Below are 23,311 nucleotides of genomic sequence, written 5' to 3'. Positions count from 1 at the left end.
CCCCCCCAGGGCTCCCGCCCCCTTCGGCTTCGGAATAGGCTTCCTGCCATGCTCACCCGATGGTTCTGGTTCATCACCCTGGCGGTCGCCTGCGCGTGGCCCTCCGCGGCCCAGGCGTGCAGCTGCAAACAGACTCCCGGAGACCTTGCCACCCAGCTGCGCACGGCCCAGGGAAGCGCCGTCGCCATCTACCGGGCACGTGTCACGGACGTGGATTGGGGAATTCCCACGGGCGAGGCCACCGTCGAGGTGCTGGAGGTCTTCAAGGGCCCGGTCAAGCCAGGAGAAGAGCTCGACCTGCCCGCGGGAGGCGGAGGTGACTGCACCGTCGCCTTCAAGGAAGGGACGGAGTACCTCATCTACGCGCACGGCAAGGACGCGACCTCGGTCGGGATGTGCTCCCGCACACGCTCCGTGGACACCGGGACGGACTCCGAGCTGGTCTGGCTCCGCACGGGGAAGCTGCCGCCCCTGCCGGTGGCGCTCCAACGGGAAGCCATCTCGTGTGAGTCCTGCGACATCCACGACGTGGGAGGACGGCTGGTCGTGCCCCCGGGCAAGGCACCGGGAAGCTTCATCGGGCAGAAGGACGCCGCGGACGCGATGGAGGCCGGCCGCCCCTTCTTCACGTACGCGCACGATGACCGGATGAAGCGCGACGTGATGGTGGGCATGACCTTCGACGGCAGGCCCTTCGAGCTGACCCTGACGTCCGCCCCCTCCCCCGCCTCCGCGTGCACGCAGCGGGTCCAGCTCCGTTGGTGCAAGCGCCTGGATGTCTCGATTCCCCTCCTGGGCGGGGCCCCGACCTTCGAGTGCATCGAACCGGGTGCGTCCTCCGTGCAATGCGACGCGTCCACGAGCCGGAAGTCCTCATACGGCCGCCTGGAAGATCTTCCCACGCAGCCGTGCAGATGGCGCACGTCCGAGCTGGCCTGGTGCGAGCTGGCGCCCGAGGGCCGGGCCCTGCCGGACGGCGCCCCCACGTCCCCCGTGTTGATGTGCCGCCCCAGGTCGGCGAACGGCAGCGGCGGGTTCCACGTCTGCCAGGTCGAGACGAAGCCCGGGCCCACGGACAAGGCCCCATAGTCCGCCACCCGCGCCCCCGCGAGGCGTGCTCCGGGCCCCCGCCGTTCGGAGCAATCCAATCGCGCCACCGAGGCTCACCCGCCCGTTCCGCACCGGAATAGGCTGCTCGCCATGCTCACTCGATGGCGCTGGTTCATCGCCGTGGCGGCCGCCTGCGCCCTGCCCTCCGCGGCCCAGGCGTGCAGTTGCGAAAGGCCTTCCGGCGACCTTCACACCCAGCTGCGCACGGCACGCGAGAACGCCGTCGCCATCTACCGGGCACGGGTCACTGCCGTGGACCCGGCCGCGTTCGATGGCAAGGCCGCCGTGGAGGTACTGGAGGTCTTCAAGGGCCCGGTCAAGCCAGGAGAGCGGCTCGACCTGCCCTCGGGAGGTCGCGGTGCTTGCACCATCGCCTTCAAGGCCGGGAAGGAGTACCTCATGTATGCCCAGGGCAAGGACGCGACCTCCGTCAGCCTGTGCTCACGCACCCACTCCGTGACCCCCGGGACGGAGTCCGAGCTGGCCTGGCTCCGCACGGGGAAGCTGCCGCCCCTGCCGGTGGCGCTCCAACGGGAAGCCGTCTCGTGCGAGCCCTGCGACATCGACCTGGTGGGGGGACGACTGATCGTGGCTCCGGACGAGTCACCGAGCAGCTGGCTCTGGCCGCCGCAAGCCGCGGAAGCGATGAAGGAGGGCCGCCCCTTCTTCACGCGCGCGCACGTGGACTCGGAGCACTCCCTCATCGTGGGCATGTCATTCGACGGCAAGCCGTTCGAGCTGACCCAGACGCACGAGTACGCCGCCCCTTCCGCGTGCACGCGGCGGATCCATCTGCGGTGGTGCAAGCGCCTGGACGTGACGACCCCAGCCGGGAGCCCGCACCCGGTCTTCAAGTGCATCGAGCCGGGTGAGTCCTCCTTGCAATGCGACGAGTCCAAGGGTCGGGAGTCCTCATGGAGGCCCCCGGAATCCATCCCCGCAGACGCTTGCCTCTGGCGCACGTCCGACACGGCCCTGTGCACGCTGGAGCCCAGGATGCGGCTCCTGCCGGCCGGTGCCCGCGCGTCCCCCGTGTTGAAGTGCCGGCCCCAGGACCTGGACAGGCGGGACCGGAACCACTTCTGCCAGGTCGAGACGAAGCCCGGACCCACGGACAAGGCTCCATAGTCCGCCACCCGCGCTCAAGCGAGGCGTGCTCCGACACCCTACCCTTCGGAGCACGCCCGTGGCGGCTACTGCTTCGCCAGCTCCCGGTCCTGCAGCGCCTTCCACATCACCTTGCCGGTGGCCGTCTTCGGCAGCGTCTCCACGAACTCCACCACCCGGGGGACCTTGTAGGCGGCCATGTTGTCCTGCGCCCACTGGATGATGTCCTCACCGGACGCTGCGGAGCCGGGCTTCTTCACGATGACGGCCTTGACCGTCTCGCCGCGGTACGCGTCCTTCGACGCGATGACGCAGCACTCCTGCACGGCCGGGTGCCGGTACATCATCGCCTCCACCTCGGCGGGCCAGACCTTGAAGCCGCTGGCGTTGATCATCCGCTTCAGCCGGTCCGTGAAGAAGAAGAACCCCTCCGCGTCCATGTAGCCCAGGTCTCCCGAGCGGAAGAAGCGCTTGCCGTCCAGCATGGCGAAGGCCTCCTCCGTCTTCCGCTCGTCGTTCCAGTAGCCCTTGAAGACCTGCGGCCCGTGGATCCAGATCTCCCCCACCTCACCCTGGGGCACCTCCTTGAAGGTGATGGGGTCGACGATGCGCGAGTCGACGTTGAGGTACGGGATGCCGAGACATTGTTGCTTCATGTGCTGGCGCGGGTTGATGTGCGTGGCCGCCATCGTCTCGGACAGGCCATAGCCTTCCATGTACTGCTGGCCGGTGAGGTCGAGCAGCTTCTGCGCGATGGCCGCCGGCATGGCCGCGCCGCCACCCGACACGAGCTTGATGCCGGAGAGGTCGTACTCCCCCAGGCGCGGGTTCGATAGGAAGTCGATCATCATGGTCGGAATCACCGTCCACGACGTCACCTTGTAGCGGGTGATGAGCTGGCCGGCCACGTCACGGTCCCACCGCGGCAGCATGACCACCGCGCCGCCGCTGAAGACCATGGCGTTCATCACCGACTGCATGCCCGTTACGTGGAAGACGGGCAGCACCGCGAGCGCGACGTGGTCGGGAACGACCACGCCCGTCCAGGTGGGCGAGGCCACCGCGTTGAACATCACCGAGCGGTGCGTGTGCACGCAGCCCTTGGGCTTGCCGGTGGTGCCGGACGTATAGGGCATGCACGCGAGGTCCTCCGGGCCGACCTGGTGCTCGCGCGGCGCGCGCTTCGCCGCGAGCGCCTCCTTCCAGGGCACCACCCCCGGCGCCGCGGGCACGGCGTAGGGAGCGCGCACGAAGTCGGGCACGTTCAGCTCGGTGGGCTCGATGAGGTAGTCGGAGTAGGCCGCCGCCACCACCTTCGTGAGGCAGGTCTCGCCAATCAGGGGGGCGACGCGGGAGAAGATCTCCTGCGAGACGAAGGCGACCTTCGCGCCGCTGTCCTCGACGTAGTGCCGCAGCTCCTCGGTCAGCAGCATGGGGTTGACCGGGACGACCATCGCGTCGGCGCGGAGGATGGCGTAGTAGGCGATGAGGAACTGCGGGCTGTTCTGCATGTCCAGCAGCACGCGGTCCCCGCGATGCACGCCGCACTCCTTCTGGAGATAGCCCGCGAGCGCGAGCACCTCCTCGTGCACCCGCGCGTAGCTCAGCACCGTGTCGTAGAAGACGACCGCGGGCCGATCCGGATAGCGCAGCGCCGACACCTGCAGATTCACGTAGAGGCTGGTGTCGGGAATGGAGAGGGAATACGGCAGGCCCTCCGGCCAATGGGCGTGGTGGGCCGTGTTCTTCGCCTGCGTCTCTGGAATTGGAGCCTTCATCGGACGGAGCGTCCTCCTCTGGAGGGGGGGCAGAGTCGCTGTGGGTCGATGAACGCCTTGTCTGGGATTGAGTGTCCGGTGCCCTTTCAGGGCGAGTCAAGGGTGGACCGCGAGCCCGACCCACCCTTCATTGCCTTGTCAAATGACTCACCGCAGCAAGGACCGCCGTCGTTCCGCAGTGCGAAAGAAGGGTCCCTGCGGGCGCCTCAGCGCAGGAACACGTCGACGTAGTCCGTCACGCCTTCACAGGGGTTGTCCATCTCCTTCATGCGCCAGTAGCGGCGCTTGCCGGTGATGCGGAAGGTGAAGCGGCCCTCGCGCAGACAGGCCTTGCCGTCGTTGATGTGGTTCACCTGCGTCACCACCCTGCCCACCAGGACGAAGGTCTTCTCGTCCACGGACTCGACCATTCCCTCCACGATGAGGTGGTCGCCATTGGGGGCGCGCTGCTCGCCCTGGAGCATCAGCACGCCGTCCTCCTCGGTGACCGTCGCCTTGCCCGGCTTCGTCTTGTCGAAGGTCAGCCACTGCAGCGTCAGGGGGTGCTCACCGAGGAGCTGCTGGCGGCCCTTGGGGCTCTTCACCTGCGTCTTCGTCGATGCGGCCGGGGACTCGTCTCCGGCCCAGGCCGGTGAGGCGAGGAACAGCGTGAGCAGCAGGGTCAGCACGGCCCGGGCGGAGCTGAAATCAGGAACAGGAGTCATGCTCCCGAGTCTACGCCGACCCGCCTGAGCATGAGACACGAATGGTGGAGTGGCCTCGAGCGGTAGCCCAAGAACAGAACCCCTCGATGAGCTTTCGGCTCTCCGTGGATGCCCGGGAAAACGCTATCCTGAAGCGCCTTTCGATTCGAAACGGCGCTTGTCAGGAGGCACGCATGCGGATGCGGTGGGTCATCGGAAGCACGTTGCTGCTTGCAGGATGGCTGACGGGTTGCGGCGGCGGGGAAGTCCCCGGGACTGAAGACACGCTCGGCGAAATCGAGCAGCAGGTCTGGTATTGCAACCTGGACATTCCCGAGCTGAGCCAGTGCCCGGAGGGCTATTACTGCTATCAGCCCAGCCATGAGTGTAGGCGCATGGCGCTCCCGGCGGACTGACGCTGGCTGAAGCGCGGGAGCGCGGGACACGGCGGCCCCCCGTCTCACGAGGGGCCGCCGGTTCAACACACTCCAGCCCGTCTCTCAGTACGCCACGACGGTGCGCGGCGTGGTGCTGGTGAAGAAGTTCGGGTAGGTGGCGATGTAGTTGCTGTTGCTGGTGCTGCCGGGGACGATGATCGTCTCACCGCTGATGGCGCCGTACTTCGTGCCCTGGACCTTCAGGGTGGTGCCATCCGCCTCGATGGTCAGGTTGCCCGAGTAGATGCTGCCCGAGCCGAACCGCCCCGCGGCGAGGCCCTCGTTGCGGACGAAGGTCATCGTCGCCGGGTCCACGTGCTGGAGGCCGAGCACGGAGCCCGAGCTCCCGCTGGGGGAGCTCTTGTAGGTGAAGCTGACCGCCACGCCCAGGTCATTGGCCGCCAGGGAGATGCTGGGGGTGTAGTTGTAGGACGTGCCCAGCAGCAGGCTCGCCTGGGGCCACGCGCAGGTGTCCGACGCCGCCCGGTTCAGCCGGATGTCATGGGTCGGCGGCAGCACCCCCGGCCGCTGGAAGGAGAAGATGTTGAAGGTGCAGCCCTGGGACGTGCCCTGGGTCAGCGCCGCCTCCTGCGTGGCCGTCTCGGCGCCCGGCTCCTGCTGGGGCTCCTGGCCTCCGCACGCGGCGAGGGTGGCGGCGGCGCAAAGATAGACAGCACGCTTGAGCATCTGCATACGCATACAGCTCCTGTTTGGGTTTGTGAAACGCGAGCAATGTAACAACCATGAGAGGGATTGCAGCAAGAATCTGTTCCCTTTCGTACGAATTCGCGGCGCCGTTCTGGGTGTATGATGGGGGTCGTATGCACCCACTTCGCTCGCAGTCCCGATTCCTCGTTCTCCCCGTGGCCGTCGCGTTCCTCGCCTGCGGCGGTTGTAGTGATGACGCGTCCGACGGTAAGCCGGACGCCAGCGGCGGCGGCACGCCGCTGGGCGCGGAGCAGCGGGGCATCGCCACCTATTACGACGCCAACGGCTCCGGAAACTGCAGCTACGAGCCGAACGGCGACCTGATGGTGGCCGCCATGAACACGCCCCAGTACAACGGCAGCGCCGCGTGCGGCATGTGCGTGGACGTCAAGGGCCCCAAGGGCAACGTCCGCGTGCGCATCGTGGACCGCTGCCCCGAGTGCGAGTCCGGCCACCTGGACCTGAGCCGCGAGGCCTTCGCGAAGATCGCCGAGATGAGGGACGGCCGCGTCAGCATCACCTGGACGCCCGTGTCCTGCGACGTCGCCGGCAACCTCCAGTACCACTTCAAGGACGGCAGCAACCCGTGGTGGACCGCCATCCAGGTCCGCAACAGCCGGCTGCCCATCCAGAAGCTGGAGTGGCGGCGCGGCACCGGCGGCTGGAACAACATCCGCCGCGAGGACTACAACTACTTCGTCAACGACCAGGGCATGGGCGAGGGCACCTTCCAGCTCCGCGTCACCGCGTCCGACGGGCAGACGGTGGAGGACACCGTCCAGCGCGTGCTCGACAACGCCTCCGCCAACGGCGCCACCCAGTTCCGCTGAAACCACGGTGCGGTGCGGGCCTCCGGGACGTCACCGGAGGCCCCGCCCACCCGGGGTGCTACCGCCGCAGCATGGAGCGCAGCAGCTCCAGGGCCTCCGTCACGTTCTGCCAGACCTGCAGTGACTTGACGCCCTCCCCTTCCCCCTGGATGGCGCGCCGCGAGGCCCGCTCCAGGGGAAGCAGCACGCCCTCCACCAGCTCTATCTGCCGGCTCAGCTCCGCCGGAGACGGCCCGGAGATGGCCGTGCGCTGCAGCGCCTCCGCCGGCACGCTGGCCGACACGTTCACCGGCCGCTCCGCCAGCGTGGCAATCGCCCGCGACAGCTGCTCCATGTAGGGCCCGAAGTCCGGCGCGGGCGCCGCCACGGGCGCGGCCACCTGCTGCGCGGCCTGAACCGCCACCCGCTCCGTCAGCGCCTTGAGCAGCTGCGCCAGGTGCTTGAGGTACGGCGTCAGGTCCGTGGCCGCCGAGGAGGCCGCGGGCTGAACGACGGGCGGCGGCGCGGCCTTCACCTCGCGGCCCACCTTGGCCACCTCCAGCACGGCCTCGCGCAGGGACTCCAGGTGGGGCACCACCTCCGCCGCCGGGTCCGTGCCCTTGTCGGCGCCGCTGGCCACCTGGGTCGCCGCCTGCACCACCGCGTCCCGCACCGCGCCGAGCTGCTCCTCGATGCCGCTGAGCTGGCCGGTGACGCGCGCCACGGGGTCGTCCTCCTTGCCCCCCATGCGCTTCACCCGCGCGAAGCCCTGCTTGATCTCCTCCCAGCGCTTCGCCTTCTCCGGCGTCAGCCGGCCGCGCATCTCCGCCAGCTTCAGCAGGTTCTGCTCCGCCGCCGTGGTGAGCGTCTGCGACTCGCCCTGGTAGTGGTCGTCGATGAGCCGCTCCAGCTCGTCGTCCGTCATCGCCGAGACGATCTTCTCGGACAGCTTGTTCATGTTGCGGTAGCTGCCCTGCAGCTTGAACGCCGGCTCCGAGCGGAACCGCTCGTCCTGCGCCGCCGAGGCGATGTACTGGAGGTTCACCTTCAGCAGCACCGACTGCGTCCGGAACATGCGCTGGAGCACCGCGATGATTTCCTGCAGCTCCGCCGCCGCATAGCCGTACTTCAGCTCGCCCGCGGGCACCTCCTCGCCCTGCGACATGCGGATGAGGCGGTGCGTGTCGCCCGGATCTCGCGTGGCCAGGGGCGCCGTCACCAGGTTGGAGGTCAGCGCGTTCTCGATGTAGCTGAGCGAGAACAGGTGCTCCTTCCCGTCGAGGATGTCACCCAGGTTATAGGTGTCCGCGCGGTTGGCGAGCATGTCCGGGATGCGGAAGCGCTCGCCCGTCTCGGTGTACGGGTTGCCCGCCATGACGACGCAGAACTTCTTGCCGCGCAAATCGTACGTGCGCGTGCGGCCGTTCCACACGCCCTCGATGCGGCGCTGGCCGTCGCACAGCGAGATGAACTTCTGGAGCAGCTCCGGGTCGGTGTGCTGGATGTCGTCGAGGTAGAGCATCACGTTGTTGCCCATCTCGAAGGACAGGTTGATGCGCTCCACCTCCTGGCGGGCCGTGGCGTTGGGGGCCTCGGCCGGGTCCAGCGACTTCACGGCGTGCCCCAGCGCGGGGCCGTTCACCTTGACGAAGGTGAGGCCCAGGCGGCTGGCCACGTACTCCATCAGCGTCGTCTTGCCGTAGCCCGGCGGCGACATGAGCAGCAGCATGCCCATGCGGTCCGTGCGCTTGCCCTCGCCCGCCGCGCCGAGCTGCTTGGCCAGGTTGGCGCCGATGAGCGGCAGGTACACCTCGTCGATGAGCCGGTTGCGCACGAACGAGCTGAGCACCTTGGGCGTCAGCTCCTCCAGCCGCAGCTTGCGGCGCTCGCGGTCCAGCAGGTCGCGCAGCAGCGCGCGGTAGGCCTGGTACTGCGGCACGCGCAGCTGCCGGAACTCGCCCGTGCGGGAGAGGAACTCGTCCAGGCGCAGCGCCAGCTTCCGGTCCTGGATACGCGGGTGGGAGCCCAGCAGGTTCGTCACCTCGGTGGCCGTCAGCGCACCGGCGGGCTCGCGGTCCAGCTTGCGCTCGGTGAGCAGCAGCGCCGCCGTCTCCAGCGCCACGTGCGCCCACGCGCCGGGGCCCTCCTCGCGCTTCGTCAGGTATGCGTCCACCCACGCGCGCGCAATCCCCAGCCGCGAGGCCAGGTCCTTCTCCAGCCCGCGCAGGTCGTCCTCGAAGGCCGAGCGCGTCCCCTGCCGGTCCAGCTGCCCGAAGAAGAGGTCCTTGAGCGCCAGGGCCTCGCCGCTGGTGGTGAAGCGCGGCCGCTCCGCGCCCAGCTCCTCCACGAGGTAGCGGCCCGCCTGCCGCGCTTCCGCGGGCGAGTGCGCCACCCCGTGCGAGGTGAGGAACGCGGCCACGCGCTCGCCCAGCTCGGTGCCCAGCTCGGCCATGCCGTCCACGGACGAGAAGGTGGCGCGCAGCCGGGTGAGGCTGCGCGCGCGGCGGTGGTACAGGGCCCGGCCGGCCTCGTCCGCGTCGAAGGCCCAGTACAGCGCCGCCCAGGCGCGGGGCACCGGGGCGAAGCGCAGCAGGCCCGCGCCCTGGTGCAGCCCCAGCAGCTTCTCCAGCAGGGCCGCCGCGTCCGCGTCGTGCACGCCGCGCTCGTAGCCCTCGTCGAAGCGGTCCGCCGCGTACCGACGCACCTGCTCCAGCAGCGTGCCGCCCACGACGGCCTCGTGCAGCGCCGTCAGCGACAGGCCGCCCTTGCCGTCCTCCGCGTCCGCGAGGATGCAGGCGGCCAGGTACTCGGAGCGGTACATGTCGCGCGACTCGGAGACGAGGTGCTGCTCCCAGAAGTCCCGGTACTTCAGCAGCTCCGGGTCCTGCACCTTCTGCGCGTAGTCCGTGCCGGTGAGCTGGAGGTACAGCTCGCCGTCGCGCGGCACCAGCGTCAGCTCCAGCGGCTGTGTGTTGACGTTGAAGCGGTACGCGCCCAGCTTGATGAGCGCGTCGCCGTCCGCGAACAGGTCCTGCCTGTCGCGCAGCGCGCGCAGCGCGTCCTGCTTCGCCGACTTCACGCGCGAGAGCACCTCGTCCGCGCGCACGCTGTCCTGCAGCTCCATCAGCTGGTCGGCGAGCTGCCGCAGCTTCTGGATCATCGCGTCGGACGCGAAGTAGCCGTTCAGCTCGTCGTCCGTCTTGAAGGACTTCGCCCGGCGCTGCACGCCCTGGAGGATGCGCTCCGCCGCGCTGAACAGGCCCTGCGCGCGGCGCTGGCGCTCGTCCACCAGCGACTGCTTGCGGGCGCCGAAGGCCTCCAGCAGCTCCTCGCGCTTCGTCGTTATCTGCCCGAGGAACTCGTCGAACTCGCCGAAGCGGCCCTCCAGCTCCTCCAGCAGCACCGTGAGGCGCGAGAGCGCCTCGTCACAGCGCTCCGGCGAGTCCGCCTGCGTCAGCGCGCTCTCGATGCTCTGCCCCAGCAGCTTGAACTGGGCGCCGAACTCCGCGCGCTTCTCGCGGCCGGACAGCTCCTTGCGCTTCGCCCCGAGGCTGGCGCGCACCCGGTTGAGGCGGCTGAACAGCTCGGAGATGCCCTCCAGGATGCGGGCGCGGGCCAGCGGGTCGCCCACCTGGAGTCCGCCCACCACCTCACCGAGGACCTCCAGGCCGTGGGCTGTCTTGTCGATGTCCTCGCCCAGCGGCGCCAGCTCCGCCGTGGTCTGAATGGGCTCCAGCTTCGCCAGCAGCTCGTCCAGGCGCGTGGCCAGCGGCTGGAGCGCCTCGCCCTTCTGGAGGAAGTCCACGCAGGCCGCGCTGGCCTTGTCGGACGCCTCCACCACCGCGGCCTCCAGGGCGTCCACCCGCCCCAGGTCCATGTAGCGGATGTCCTTGAGCGTAATCAGGTGGCCGCGCTGCTTGCGCAGGTCCGCCAGCGCCTGCATGAAGGCTTCCGCGCTGGTGAGCTGCTCGGGCTGCACGCGCAGCAGCAGCTCCTCCTGCGTCTTCACCGCGTCGGCCAGCGACTCGGTGGCGCGCTTCTGCAGCGTGAGGACCTTCTCGAACTCGTCGATGATGAGCTCGGAGGTGCGGCGCAGCAGCTCGATGGGCTCCTGCAGGCCCGTCTCCGCGTTGCCCAGCCAGTAGTACGCGTCCAGCGCGCGGGTGGCCGCGGCCACCAGGTCCTCGTAGGTGCGGCGCGTGGGCTTGTCAGACTTCGCGAGGCGCTGGAGCGTCAGCGCGTCGGAGATGCCGCGCACCAGCTCCGCGTTGCCCACCTTGCCCAGGTAGCCCGGGGCCGGAGGCGTGGCCGCCGCGTGCTCCGCGGAGACGAAGGGCGTCTGCCACACCTGCATGGGGTGCACGCGGGTGGGCTCGTTGGACGTGGAGCGGAAGATGACCAGCCGCCCGTCTCCAAAAAGGCTCATGCCATGCGCGACGAGGGGGTTCTGCACCTCCTTGCGCACCAGGTTGTACGGGAAGAGCACGTAGGAGCCCTCGTCCCGGCGGTGGAAGACGTACAGCACGTCCTCCCCGTTGGGCGAGCGGATGGCCCGCTTGAACTCCATGCCCTCGCTGGCGGCGGCGCCGTCGAAGACCTTGAAGTCCCCCGTCTGGAGGTAATAGCCGCCGGGGAAGACGATGCCCTGGTCCTCCGGCAGCCGCACGCAGGCCTGGCCGATGGCGTCGATGCGCACCACGTGCTGCGTGCGCGAGTTGAAGACGAGGTAGCGGTAGGTCTTCTCGCGGAAGGGCAGCACCCGCAGCAGGATGAGCGTGCCCACCTGGGCCCAGGCGAACTCCGCGTCGTCGAGCGACTGGTCCGGGTCGTCCACCGGCTCGCTGTAGATGCCCATGCCGGAGGAGGTGTTGTCCTCCACCTTGATGGTGAGGTCGCCCTTCACCGTCTCCACGAAGACCTGGTCCAGCACGTTGACGTGCGGGTGCTGGCCGGTGACGTAGTTGTCGCGCGTGGCCACCGTCCACTCGAAGTCGTGGGACGGCGGGAAGACGTGGTCTCGCTCGCCCTGGTTGTCCAGGTACGTGGCGTGGCCCTGCACGTCCACGCTGAAGCGGAAGACCTTGATGTCGCGCAGCGACTGGCCCGTCTGGAAGATGGCCAGCAGGCGCGAGTCCAGCCTGCGAATCTGCAGGAGCTTCGCGTCCTTGTAGTACTTGTACAGCTCACCGAAGTCCTTCACGAAGCGCGGATCCGCGAGGAACCCGCCGGCCTCGGTGTTGGGCACGGTGGAGAAGTCGAAGCCCTCCTCCGTCTTCACGAAGCGGTGCAGCGAGAAGACGTCGGACACCGACGTCTCCTTCTTCAGCCCGATGAAGACGTTGTAGCCGAAGAGGAGGTACTCCCCGACGGCGGAGATGTCGCGCGGGACGCAGTTGTGCTCGGTGCGCACCCGCTCGTTGCCGATGACGGTGAGCTCCGTGCCACCGAAGAGCGCCTTGCGGCGCGTGTTGAGGTCCGTCGCCTTCGCGCCCAGCGCGTCCGCCTGCGCGAGCAGCCGCGTCCGGATGACCTCGTAGCTGCCGCCTTCCAGCGCCGCCTCGCCCGCGGGCGCCGCGCCCTTGCCACCGTCAGTTGCCATGGATGTTCACCGGAAGAAGCGTAGACCCCCGCCCCGGCCCTTCTCGCGAAGGGCGGAGTCACCCCCTGGGGGACTGACGGGGCGAGGGTCGTCGTACCTGCCCGCCGCCACCGCCGTCTGGCGCGGTGGCGGCCACTTCAGCCCGCTAGCCCTGCTTCTCGACCGTGGGCCGGCTCTCGTCGCCCACCAGCGCCTTGAGGTTGGCGGCGGACGAGGCGACCGGGCTGGACGCCATCTTGTGCAGCAGCGCGGCCACGGCCAGGTTCTGCGCGTCGCCGCTCAGGCCCGGCTTGGAGAGGATCTCCTTCAGGTCCGCCGGCAGGTCCTTCTCGCCGTTGAGGTAGCCGCCCAGCGCCTTCTTGAGGACCTCGCCATGGTCCATGGCGCCGTCCACCGCGTTGCCGAACGACACCGCCTTGACGAAGCGCTCGAAGAACTGGCCGTCGCCGCCGACAATCTGGAACTTCGCGTTGGCGAAGGCCTTGGCCAGCACCTCGGCCTGGGCCGCCGCGATGTCCTTGCGCACGCGGATGGCCTCGAGCTCCACGTCGCGCTCCTTCTGGAGGCGCAGGCGGAACTCCTCGTGCTCGCGGCCGACGCCGTCCATGAGCTTCATGGAGGCGGCCTTCTCGGCGAGACCGCGGGCCTCTGCGAGCAGCTTCTCCTGGATGGCCGCGGCCTCGGCGAGCTGCTTCTCCTTGGTGGCGATGGCCTCGGCCTCGCCGCGCTTCTGGATGGCGATGGCCTCGGCCTCCTGGATGCGGGCGCGGGCCAGGCCCTTCTCCTGCTCACCGGCGGCCTCCGCCAGCAGCTTCTCGCGGACGACGTTGGCCTGGGCGTGGCCCTGCTTCTCGATGGCGCCAGCCTCGGCCTCCTTCACGCGCACCTGCGCCATGCCGAGCTTCTCGGTGGCCTGCGCGTCCGCCTCCTTCACGCGCACCTCGGCCAGGCCTTCCGCGGCGGACTCGGCCTGGATGCCCTCGGACAGGCGGACCTTCGCCTTGGCCGTCTTGTCGGCGGCCTCCAGCTCGGCCTCGGCCAGGGTGAGCTTCTCCTTGGCGGTGAACTTGGCCACCTCGTTGCTGGCCTCGGCCGCCTTGATGTCCTTGACGAGCTTCTCCTGCGCCTGGGCCTCGGCGGTGATGAGCAGCGCGTCCTTCTTGCGCGTGGCCTCGGCCTTCACGCGCAGGTCCTTGATGCGCTCCTCCTCCTCGGCCACCGTCTTCTCCACGGCGATGCGGGCGCGCACCACGTCGGCGATGGCCTTCTTCTCGGCCTCCAGCGCCTTCTCCTTGTTGATGCGCTGCAGCTCCGTCTCGCGCTCGCGGTTGATGGCCTCCAGGGCGCGGTCCTTCTCCACGCGCTCGGTCTCCACGCCCACCACGCGCTCGCGGTTCTTCTGGGCCACCTCGACCTGGCGGGACTTGTTCTGCTCGTTGATGAGGATCTCCTCCTCGGCCTTGATGCGCGCCAGCTGGGCCTTGGCGTACTCCTCCTGCTTCACGCGCTCGGCCTCGGCCGTCTCACGCGCCTGGATGGTCTCGATTTCGCGCTTCTGCTTGGCGGCGGCCTCCTCGCGCTGGCGCTCGAGGGCATAGATGGCCTCATCCGCCTCGACGTTGCGCTTGGTGACGGCCATGCGCTCGTCCTGGCGCAGCTCGTTGGTGAAGACGTTCTGCTTCGTCGTCAGCTCGGTGATCTTCCGGATGCCCTCGGCATCGAGGATGTTGTCCTTGTCGAGCATCTCGACCGGGGTCTGCTCCAGGAAGTCGATGGCGCAGTCCTCGAGCATGTAGCCGTTGAGGTCGCGGCCGATGACGCGGACGACCTCGTCCTTGATGTCCTCACGCCGGGTGTAGAGCTCGACGAAGTCGAAGCTCTTGCCCACCGTCTTGAGGGCCTCGGAGAACTTGGCCTCGAAGAGGTTCTCCAGGGTGGTCTGGTCGGAGGCGCGGGCGCAGCCGATGGACTGGGCCACCTTGAGCACGTCCTCGCGCGTCTTGTTCACGCGCACGAAGAAGGTGACCTTGATGTCCGCGCGGATGTTGTCCTTGCAGATGAGGCCTTCCTTGCCGCGGCGGTCGATTTCGACCGTCTTCAGGGCGATGTCCATCACCTCGGCGCGGTTGATGATGGGGAACACCACCGCGCCGGTGAAGGTGACGAGCGGCTCGGTCTTCAGCGTGTTGACGATGAGGACCTTGCCCTGGTCCACCTGCCGATAGAGCCGGACGATGGTGAGCAAGATACCGCCCAGAAGGACGATGCCGGCGGCACCGGCGGCGAGTGCAGTGATTGAATCCATGGCCATTCCTGAAGAGTGAAACAGCGGGCCTTGTATCAGGCGCCGGAGGGTCCCCCGCGAAAGCTCCCCCAGCGTCGAATGATGAGCCGCCCCCCTCGAGCGACCCAGTTACATCAGCCTTGGGACCTCACACGCGCGAGCGCCGCGGCCTTGACCGGATCCCGGAGCTGCTCCAGCTCCTCCGGCACCAGCCAGTCGACCGGCTCCACCTCGTAGACGTCGCGCGTGGAGTCATAGGAAAGAATGAGCGCGGGCTCGCCCCGCTTGAGCCCGTTGGACTTGGAGCAGACGACGTTCAGGATGACGCCCGCGCCGCCGTCCTCGAAGGTGGCGTGGCCGTTCTCGTCCGTCACGCTGCCGCTGGAGATGGTGCACACCCGGCCCATGAGCGAGTCGCGGCCCGGCGCCTTCTTCGCCACGAAGACGGGGCGCAGCGGCCGGACGGCGACGCCCGCGGACACGGTGCCCACCATGAAGCACAGAAGGCCCAGCACGGTGCTGATGAGCCACGAGGGCAGCATCTGCCCCAGCGCGGCGTGCACCGGCTGCGCACTCCACACCGACAGGAACCAGGAGATGAAGGAGACGAGGCTCACCGACACCGTGAGCGGGATGCCGGCGAAGCCCAGCGCGGACAGGATGCCACCGTCCACGTGCGCGTCGTGGTCATGCGCGCCCAGCGCCTTGCCGCCACCCTCCACCGCGCCGCCCAGGGCCTTGCCACCACCCTCGATGGCCCCGCCCAGCGCCTTGCCGCCGCCCTCGATGGCCCCGCCCAGCGCCTTGCCTCCGGCCTCGAAATCGAGGTTGCCGTCGAGCAGGTCGATGCCCACCGCGCCGACAATCACGAAGAGCCAGTAGGTCAGCACCACGCCCAGCGCGATGGTGAAGATGGCCGTCGGGAAGGCCAGGATGGCGGTGAGGAAGGAGTCCATGCGGCGTTGGTTGGCACTCTAAACGACTCGTATTCCCGCTGAAAACGCGGTCAGGCGCTTTTCCGCCTCTCTCCCGAGCAGGCGATCAGCCGACGCCTGCGTTGTCGACAGGCCCGATGCTGCGCACAACAGGGGGAGCCCCCTCGCATGGCGCGCCGGGGGTCCACCTTGACCCGGACCGATGATGATGCATGCCGAGCCAGCCACCCAGACGGAGCCCCGCCCGAGGGCACGGCGGGCGAATGGCGGGACGCAGCTGGAAAGGCTCCAGCAGACGGGCATCCGGCGGCGGGGCTCGGCGAAGCGGGGCTTCCGCTACGTGCGGGCGGACGGGCGGGCGGTGTCGAAGGCGGACCGCGAGCGCATCGACGCGATGAGGCTTCCGCCGGCCTGGACGGACGTGGCCATCTCCCCCAGCCCCAGCGCTCGGCTCCAGGCGGTGGGTCGGGACGCGGCGGGACGCTGGCAGTACCGCTACCACGAGACGCACACGCGCAAGCGCGGGGAGCAGAAGTTCCAGCGCATCGTCGACTTCGCGCGGGCGCTGCCACGCATGCGGCGGCGGGTGAACGCGGACCTGCGCAAGCCGGGGCTGGGCCGGGACAAGGTGCTGGCCGCCATGCTGCGCATCCTCGGCAGCTGCTTCATCCGCCCCGGCAGCCAGCAGTACGCGGAAGAGAATGGGAGCTTCGGCCTGGCCACCCTGCGGCGCCGCCACGTGCGCGTGGTGGGCGACACCCTCACCTTCGACTTCCCGGGCAAGAGCGGCAAGCAGCAGTACCGCGAGCTGAAGGACCGGCGGGTCGCCACCATTGTCCGTCAGCTCATGAAGGTTCCCGGGCGGGACGTCTTCAAGTTCGTGCTGGATGACGGCGCGGTGGTGGACGTGCGGCGCCGCCACCTCAACGAGTACATCCAGGAAGTCATGGGCCCGCAGTTCAGCGCGAAGGACTTCCGCACCTGGGCGGGCACGCTCATCTGCGCCTGCGCGCTGGCCCGGGCGCGCGAGCGCGTGAAGCACGAGCTGGGTGACGAGACGCCGAAGCCCACGGCCATCAAGAAGACGATGGTGGCCGCGGTGAAGGAGGCCGCCGAGCACCTGGGCAACACGCCCGCGGTGGCGAGGTCCTCGTACATCTACCCGTCCGTGCTCGCCATGTTCGAGCGCGGCAAGGTGGTGGAGCGCTACTTCCACTCCGTGGACGAGCTGGCCCGTGCCACGGGCGAGGGCCTCCACTGCTCCGAGAAGGCCCTGCTCAACATGCTGGACGAGACGAAGCACTGACCCGGGCGCGCCCGGGGGAACGCACACCCGGGTCGGTGCTCGTGCGCGTCAGGCCAGGACGACTTCGACGACGCTCGGCGGCATGGACGTGGGGTGGATGCGGGCCACCTTCAGCCCCGCCTTCGCCACCAGCGCCGAGTACTCCTCCTCGGTGCGCTCCTGCCCGCCCACGAGGACGAGCATGGCCATGTCATAGAGGTTGCCGAAGTGCATGGTGTTGTCGCCGGGCAGCACCGTCTCCACGATGAGCAGCCGCGAGTTCGGGTGCATGGCCTCGCGGATGTTGGAGAGGATGCGCAGGCTCTTCTCGTCATCCCAGTCGTGGAGGATCTGCGACAGGATGTAGATGTCCTGGCCCTTCGGAATCGAGGCGAAGAAGTCGCCGTCGACGACGTCACAGCGCTCCTTCAGGCCCATCGAGGCGAGCCGCGCGCGCGCCTCCGCCGCCACGTGGGCCATCTCGAAGATGGCGCCCTGGGCGAGCGGGTGGGACTTGAGGATATGGGAGATGAGCGTGCCGGTGCCGCCGCCCACGTCCATGATGCGCTTGGCCCAGGAGAAGTCATACGCGTTCACCACCGCCGGCGCGTTGAGCGTCTGGTACGCGGCCATGCTCCCGTTGAAGATGGCGGCGTCCTCGGGGTGCGCGGCCAGGTAGCCGAAGAACGTGTCGCCCATGAACTTCTCGACGGACGGCGCTCCCGTCTTGAGAGACGACTTGAGGTCGCCCCAGGCCTGCCACGACAGCATGTGGCCATGCGCCATCAGCGAGCCGTAGACCGAGCCGGGGTTGTCCTTGCGGAGCATGGCTCCCAGGTCGGTGAGCCCCCAGCGCTGCGAGCCCTCGTCCTTCACCATCACCCCGAGTCCGCTCAGCAGGCGTAGCATCCTGCGGAGCGAAGGCGCGTGCGTGTCGGTCGCCTTCGCCAGCTCCTCCACTGTCTTCGGCACGTCGCCGATGATGTCGGCGAGGCCGAGCTCGGCCATGGTTTGAAGGCACCGGGAAACCCAGAAGCCGTAAACCATCTGGGTCATGATGAGTGCTGCGGGAGGAGGCGCGTTGGAGGGTCGGTGTTGCTGGGTCATGAGGACCTTCTCAGGGGCTGAAGGAACGGCATCGCTGAAACCTAGAAGGTAGACTGTAAAACCGCCATGGGTCAGTTGGACCATTGACCGCTTTATCGACCGGTGCGTACGTACATAACACAGGGTGAAATCCTACCCACATGGGAGCTCCACGCGCTGAGTGAAGCCCTCCTGGGCTCGCGGTTCGTGGCGCGCAGCCCGCTGATGGGCACGTTCCGCGCCAGCCGGGGTTTCGCCTTCATCTTCACGCACGAGGGCCGCGCCACGCTGGAGGCCCGCTTCCCGTTCCTCTCCGGCTACCTGGAGCGGGTGCTGGACCCGGACAGCGCGCGTGGGCTGCTGCCCTGGCGGGAGCGCTGGTGGCGCCGCGGAAGGAAGCGTCCGGTCCCCAACGCCTTCTACCTGAACCTGTTGCTGCTGGACGCGGGCACGGGCGTGGGCCGCCACATCGACGCGACGCTGCAGGGCCCCAGCGGCGTGCCCGGCGCCACGCCCGAGTACGTGAGCGTCCTGTACCTGCGGGTGCCCGAGCGCGCGAAAGGCGGCGAATTGCGCCTGCTCCAATCGAACGTGCCCGTGGGCGAGGTCCGCCCCCGCGAAGGGTTGCTGGTCCACTTCCGCGGCGACCTCCAGCACGAGGTGCACCCCTTCACGGGAGGTGAGGAGGGCGCGCAGCGCGCGAGCCTCGTCTGCGAGCAGTACGTCTTCCCTCCCGACGCGCTCGCGCGAATCCCCACGTTCCGCATCCAGTCCAAGGCCGGCTTCGCCGCCTATCTGGACGCACAACGCGAGCGGCCCGACACTGGGTCCGCAGGTGGGGTGGAGTAGCAACCAAATTACTATAGTTCAGAAAAACAGTATGGGAAGCAACTTCCATCGTTCACCCGCGACGACTCAAGAGCGGCCTCCCCATTTCGGGAAGTCACCGCTCTTCATCGACACGGAGGAACCATGAGGTGGCAATCCCCGCTGCGGCGCTCGTTCATTGGCGCCGTCTCCACCGCGGTCGCCCTGAGTGTGGGCGGCTGCGGTCCCGCCGACGCTCCGGCGCCCCAGCCCCAGACGCAGGAGCCGCTGCAGGTCGAGCTGAATGACGCCTTCGTCGCGGTCCCCCGCACCGTCAGCGCCGAGCAGCAGGCACAGCTGAAGCAGAAGCTGGACGGCGTGGTGTCCAACACCGGCGAGAGCTTCTACCTGGCCATCCGCAAGAGCGAGCTGAACCAGCGCTGGTTCCTGTCCGCGTACCTGAAGCAGCTGTTCCCCGGCGCGGTGTTCTACGGCGCGGCCAGCTCGCTGGGCACGCGGGTGGTGTCCTTCAAGGAGCAGAACGGCAAGCTGTTCGTCTTCGACGTGGACGACCGGAAGACGACGAGCGACATCTTCGACCCGCAGGTGCTGGTGGAGGCGTGGCCCATCGTCAACGACTACGGCCCCTTCAACAACCTGCGCGGCTCGAACAGCTACATCCTGGTGGACCCGACGGCGGGCCTGAACCGCTTCGCGATGGTGGGCGAGGCGTTCGGCCAGGGCGGCGTGCGCTTCGAGGTGGAGCTGAACTTCGCGCAGCGCTTCCGCAAGATCTCCGACGGCATCACCTTCGAGCAGGTCTTCACGGGCTACGCGGACGTGCCGGACCCGGACGCGCCGGACTACCTGGAGAACAACCTGCTGCGCAACTCGGGCACGCTGGGCGTGGCCCTGCGCCGCTACCAGGAGGGCACGGGCTACACGCCCACGCCGCTGCCCCCGCGCGAGCACTTCTTCCGCAGCGAGCCGCGCCTCATCCCCAACACGGGGCTGGTGGAGCAGACGGCCGCGAAGTGGAACATCCGCCCGGGCATGAAGCCCATCAAGTGGCACATCACCGACACCGTGAACGCGGTGCAGGCCGACCCGCGCTTCAAGGACTACGACGTGGTGGGCGCGGTGAAGAAGGGCGTGGAGAACTGGAACGAGGCCTTCGGCTTCAAGGTCTTCGAGGCCACGGTGGGCGACACGGTGGGCTTCGCGGATGACGACAAGAACGTCATCATCTTCGACCCGGACGCCTCCGCGGGCTTCGCCTTCGCCGACTGGCGGACCAACCCCAACACGGGCGAGATTCGCGGCGCCAGCGTCTACGTCAACGCGCTGTGGCTGGAGTTCGCCGACGGCGAGTTCAGCGACGACGCGGCGGCGGCCATCAAGGCGAAGCTGAAGGACGCGCGCAAGCCCATGCGCATGGCGTGGAGCGGCTTCGAGAGCGAGCACCTGTGCGAGCTGGCCCTGCCCCCGCAGCGTGACGACGCCGACGCGCGCCACGCGAAGCTGGCCAAGGCCTCCTCCGCGGCGCCGACCGGGCCTCTGACGAAGAAGCAGAAGGTGGAGCAGTACCTGACGCACGTCATCGTGCACGAGGTCGGCCACACGCTGGGCCTGCGCCACAACTTCGCGGGCTCGCTGGTGTTCGACGGCGCGCCGGACTCGCCGCGCTCCAGCTCGGTGATGGAGTACGTGTATGACCCGGACGCCATCTACCTGGACAAGCCGGCCTCGTACGACGTGAAGGCGGTGCGCTACCTCTACGGGCTGTCCTCGCAGCTGCCCGACGAGCTGTTCTGCACGGACCCGGACACGGCCGTGGAGCCGTACTGCAACCGGTATGACCGGTACTCGGACCCGCTGGGCTTCTTCTACGGCCCCACGCACCAGCTCGTGCTGGAGCTGCTGCTGTACGAGGTGCTCCCCTTCCCCGCCCTGGAGTCGGCGTTCGACTACTACGCGAACGCGACGCTCCAGTGGGTGCGCGCGGGCGTGCCGGTGGACCAGGAGTGGGCGTATGACATCGCCATGGCCCAGGTGCGGCCGCCGCTGGTGGTGCCGCCCGACGCCGGCCCCGGTTATGGCGCGGTGGCGGATGACCTGGCCCGCCGAATCCTGTCGCGGCTGTACCTGGACCCGGACAGCCTGCGCGAGGCCTTCACCGCCACGCCGGGCGAGGACAGCGCCGTCAACCAGGCGGTGCTCGCGGACATCCACGGCATCCTGCTCAACGTGGACGGCATCCGGAGCTTCAAGTCCCGCCGCACCATGGTGGACATCCTGAAGTCCATGCAGAGCCTGTCCGCGTACCTCACGCTGCGCGACGCGAGGACCAGCCTCGCCGGCAGCCTGGGCTCGCTGAGCGGCGTGGAGCGCGCGCAGGCGGAGGACCTCCTCGCCCGCGTCGACGCGGCCCTGTCGCCGTACTACCAGTAGTCAGCTGAAGCACGGTGTCCGCGGGCGTCCCCTCGCGAACACCGGCTTCCCCGGGGCCGGAGTTCGGCCACAATGCCTCCCGCCCCCCTGCCGGGGCGCCCCATTCCAGGGAGGCACCGTGGCCGTCGACCCGAAGAGCTCCGACTTCCAGCAGTTCGTTCAGGAGGACCCGGGGGGACCCGTGGTGATGCTGAACCTGCTGCGCTTCAAGGAGGGGGGCCGGGCGTCCTACGAGGCGTACTCGAAGGCCGTCGTGCCCTTCCTCGAGAAGGTCGGCGGCCAGCTCATCTACGCGGGCGATGGCTCCACCGCGCTGGTGGCCGAGCCCGGGCAGGCCTGGGACGCCGTGCTGGTGGTGCGCTATCCGAGCCGCGCCGCGTTCCTCCAGATGGTGCAGGACCCGGAGTACCTGCGCGTCTCCAAGCTGCGCACGGCCGCGCTCCAGGAGGCCGTGCTCCAGGCCACCGTCCCCTGGGGCAGGCCTCCGAAGTCCTGAGCCGCGGCGGGCCTCAGGTCCGGCTCTTCAGCCCCAGGTCCGCCGTGGGAGCGAACGTCGGCGGGCGGCGGTGGCGGGATGCCTGCTCGTACGCGTAGGCCAGCTTGAGCAGGGTCGGCTCGCTCCAGGCCCGGCCGATGAAGGACATGCCCACCGGCAGCCCGTGCACGTAGCCCGCGGGCACGGTGAGGGTGGCGTACCCGGAGACGGCGGCCGGCGTGGAGCTGCTGCCCAGCCAGTGGTCGCCGTTGACCAGGTCGATGAGGCCCGGAGGCGCCTGCGTGGGGGCGACGAGCGCGTCCAGCTTGTGCTTCGCCATCACCGCGTCCAGGCCCTGCTCGCGCGACAGCTTGCGGCAGTCCTGCAGCGCCTTCTTGTACTTCTTGTCCGTCAGCGGCCCCTTCTCCCGGGCCATGTGGAACAGCTCCTGGCCGAAGTACGGCAGCTCCGTGGAGCGGTGCTCCTCGTTGTACTTGATGAGCTCGGCGAGCGTGCGCGGGTGGTTCCCCTCCCCCAGCCCCGCGAGGTACGCCTCCAGGTCCGCCTTGAACTCGTACAGCAGCACCTCGAACTCGGGCTCGTCGAGCTTCGCCGCCGTGGGGATGGGGGCGTCGATGATGGTGGCGCCGCGCGACTTCATCAGCTCGATGGCCTGCTCCACCAGCGCGTCCGTGGCGGCGTGGTAGCCGAAGAAGCGCTCACGCGGCACGCCGATGCGCGCGCCCTTGAGCCCTTCCGGGTCCAGGAACTTCGTGTAGTCCGCGTGCGCCTTGCCCTGGCTGGCGGCCGTCGCCGCGTCCGAGGGGTCGACACCCGCGAGCACGGACAGCAGCGCGGCGGCATCCGCCACGGTGCGCGTCATGGGGCCGGCGGTGTCCTGGCTGTGGGAGATGGGGATGATGCCGGAGCGGCTCACCAGGCCCACCGTCGGCTTGAGGCCGACGAGCGAGCTGGCCGCGGAGGGCGAGACGATGGAGCCGTCCGTCTCCGTGCCCACGGCCACCGCGCAGAAGTTGGCGGCGGCGGCGGCCCCGGAGCCCGAGCTGGAGCCCGACGGCGTCCTGTCGAGCGCGTACGGGTTGCGGCACTGGCCCCCGCGCCCGCTCCAGCCGCTGGCCGAGCGAGTGGAGCGGAAGTTGGCCCACTCGCTGAGGTTCGTCTTGCCGATGATGACCGCGCCCGCCGCGCGCAGGCGCTCGACGATGAAGGCGTCCCGCTTGGGCACCGCGCCCACCAGCGCCAGGGAGCCGGCGGTGGTCTGCATGCGGTCCGCGGTGGCGATGTTGTCCTTGATGAGCACGGGGACGCCGTGCAGCGGCCCGCGAGGCCCCTTCTCCTTGCGCTCGCGGTCCATGGCCGCGGCGATGTTGAGCGCCTCCGGGTTCACCTCGATGACGGACAGCAGCGGGAGGTCACCCTTGCGGTCCAGCTCCTGGATGCGCGCGAGGTAGCGCTCCGCGAGGCCGTGCGAGGTGAACTTGCCGGACTTCATCGCGGCCTGGAGCTCGGTGACGGTGGCCTCCTCCAGCTCGAACGGCCGGAGGGGAGCGGGCGCGACATTCACCTTGCCGGGCGCGGCGGCGCTTGGGGTCTGCGCGGGGGCGTCCAACGAGACGAGGGCCGTGGCCGCGGCCGTTCCGCCGATGAAGGCGCGACGGCTCAGGCCGGGAGAGGGGCTGCCGGGAGGGTTGGGCTTCTTCATGGGATGGCGCGCACTACAACGCGGGGCGTGGACT

General features: G+C 69.0%; 16 protein-coding genes. 8 read left to right on the top strand and 8 right to left on the bottom strand.

Translation table 11 applies throughout. From position 1 onward, the window contains the following. Positions 1-48 precede the first annotated feature (48 nt). On the top strand, positions 49-1,089 hold the full coding sequence (locus HG543_RS17165; RefSeq protein ID WP_169345862.1) for a hypothetical protein: 1,041 nt from the start codon (positions 49-51) through the stop codon (positions 1,087-1,089). Between the two features lie 111 nt (positions 1,090-1,200). Then, positions 1,201-2,238, top strand: coding sequence for a hypothetical protein (locus HG543_RS17160; protein ID WP_169345861.1), 1,038 nt, complete (start codon positions 1,201-1,203; stop codon positions 2,236-2,238). Between the two features lie 65 nt (positions 2,239-2,303). Here the strand turns inward: HG543_RS17160 and HG543_RS17155 are convergent, their stop codons facing one another. Together HG543_RS17155 and HG543_RS17150 are read right to left on the bottom strand one after the other, a co-directional pair. Beyond that, positions 2,304-3,995: a long-chain fatty acid--CoA ligase gene (locus tag HG543_RS17155; protein WP_169345860.1), complete on the bottom strand. Its 1,692-nt coding sequence runs from the start codon at positions 3,993-3,995 to the stop codon at positions 2,304-2,306. 206 nt (positions 3,996-4,201) lie between these two features. Beyond that, complete coding sequence (locus HG543_RS17150; RefSeq protein ID WP_169345859.1) at positions 4,202-4,699, bottom strand: hypothetical protein; 498 nt, start codon at positions 4,697-4,699, stop codon at positions 4,202-4,204. 173 nt (positions 4,700-4,872) lie between these two features. On the opposite strand from HG543_RS17150, the gene HG543_RS17145 reads away from it, so the two are divergent. Continuing rightward, a complete protein-coding gene (locus HG543_RS17145) occupies positions 4,873-5,094 on the top strand; it encodes a hypothetical protein (RefSeq protein WP_169345858.1) in 222 nt (73 codons plus the stop codon). A gap of 84 nt (positions 5,095-5,178) precedes the next feature. Here HG543_RS17145 and HG543_RS17140 read toward each other — a convergent pair whose 3' ends face one another. After that, a complete protein-coding gene (locus tag HG543_RS17140; protein WP_169345857.1) occupies positions 5,179-5,808 on the bottom strand; it encodes a hypothetical protein in 630 nt (209 codons plus the stop codon). A gap of 128 nt (positions 5,809-5,936) precedes the next feature. Between HG543_RS17140 and HG543_RS17135 the strand changes: the two genes are divergently transcribed. Further along, the gene (locus HG543_RS17135; RefSeq protein WP_169345856.1) at positions 5,937-6,653 is read left to right on the top strand and encodes an expansin EXLX1 family cellulose-binding protein; all 717 of its coding nucleotides are present in this window, start codon (positions 5,937-5,939) and stop codon (positions 6,651-6,653) included. Positions 6,654-6,711: 58 nt separating this feature from the next. Here HG543_RS17135 and HG543_RS17130 read toward each other — a convergent pair whose 3' ends face one another. From HG543_RS17130 to HG543_RS17120, 3 genes are all read right to left on the bottom strand, one after another. Further along, entirely contained in the window at positions 6,712-12,231 is a 5,520-nt protein-coding gene (locus tag HG543_RS17130) for a DNA repair ATPase (RefSeq protein ID WP_169345855.1), read from the bottom strand. 145 nt (positions 12,232-12,376) lie between these two features. After that, positions 12,377-14,542, bottom strand: coding sequence for a hypothetical protein (locus HG543_RS17125; protein WP_169345854.1), 2,166 nt, complete (start codon positions 14,540-14,542; stop codon positions 12,377-12,379). Between the two features lie 107 nt (positions 14,543-14,649). After that, entirely contained in the window at positions 14,650-15,471 is an 822-nt protein-coding gene (locus tag HG543_RS17120; protein WP_169345853.1) for a hypothetical protein, read from the bottom strand. A 181-nt stretch (positions 15,472-15,652) separates the two neighbouring features. Between HG543_RS17120 and HG543_RS17115 the strand changes: the two genes are divergently transcribed. Further along, on the top strand, positions 15,653-16,756 hold the full coding sequence (locus HG543_RS17115; protein ID WP_169345852.1) for a DNA topoisomerase IB: 1,104 nt from the start codon (positions 15,653-15,655) through the stop codon (positions 16,754-16,756). Between the two features lie 48 nt (positions 16,757-16,804). On the opposite strand, the gene HG543_RS17110 is transcribed toward HG543_RS17115, so the two are convergent. Further along, positions 16,805-17,782 carry a methyltransferase gene (locus HG543_RS17110; RefSeq protein ID WP_169345865.1) on the bottom strand — a complete coding sequence of 326 codons (978 nt, stop codon included), beginning with the start codon at positions 17,780-17,782 and terminating at the stop codon, positions 16,805-16,807. Positions 17,783-17,944: 162 nt separating this feature from the next. Here HG543_RS17110 and HG543_RS17105 point away from each other — a divergent pair, with 162 nt between their 5' ends. From HG543_RS17105 to HG543_RS17095, 3 genes are all read left to right on the top strand, one after another. After that, the gene (locus tag HG543_RS17105; protein ID WP_169345851.1) at positions 17,945-18,670 is read left to right on the top strand and encodes a 2OG-Fe(II) oxygenase; all 726 of its coding nucleotides are present in this window, start codon (positions 17,945-17,947) and stop codon (positions 18,668-18,670) included. A gap of 123 nt (positions 18,671-18,793) precedes the next feature. Continuing rightward, positions 18,794-21,079, top strand: a complete 2,286-nt coding sequence (locus tag HG543_RS17100) for a zinc-dependent metalloprotease (protein ID WP_169345850.1) — start codon at positions 18,794-18,796, stop codon at positions 21,077-21,079. A gap of 118 nt (positions 21,080-21,197) precedes the next feature. Continuing rightward, positions 21,198-21,575, top strand: a complete 378-nt coding sequence (locus HG543_RS17095) for a DUF1330 domain-containing protein (RefSeq protein ID WP_169345849.1) — start codon at positions 21,198-21,200, stop codon at positions 21,573-21,575. Positions 21,576-21,588: 13 nt separating this feature from the next. Here the strand turns inward: HG543_RS17095 and HG543_RS17090 are convergent, their stop codons facing one another. Beyond that, a complete protein-coding gene (locus HG543_RS17090; RefSeq protein ID WP_169345848.1) occupies positions 21,589-23,277 on the bottom strand; it encodes an amidase in 1,689 nt (562 codons plus the stop codon). Positions 23,278-23,311: the final 34 nt, after the last annotated feature.

The organism is Pyxidicoccus fallax, assembly GCF_012933655.1.
In the GTDB taxonomy this organism is placed as follows: Bacteria; Myxococcota; Myxococcia; order Myxococcales; family Myxococcaceae; genus Myxococcus; species Myxococcus fallax.
The sequence above is the reverse complement of the archived record's forward strand: the minus strand, read 5'-3'. Positions and strand labels throughout refer to the sequence as shown.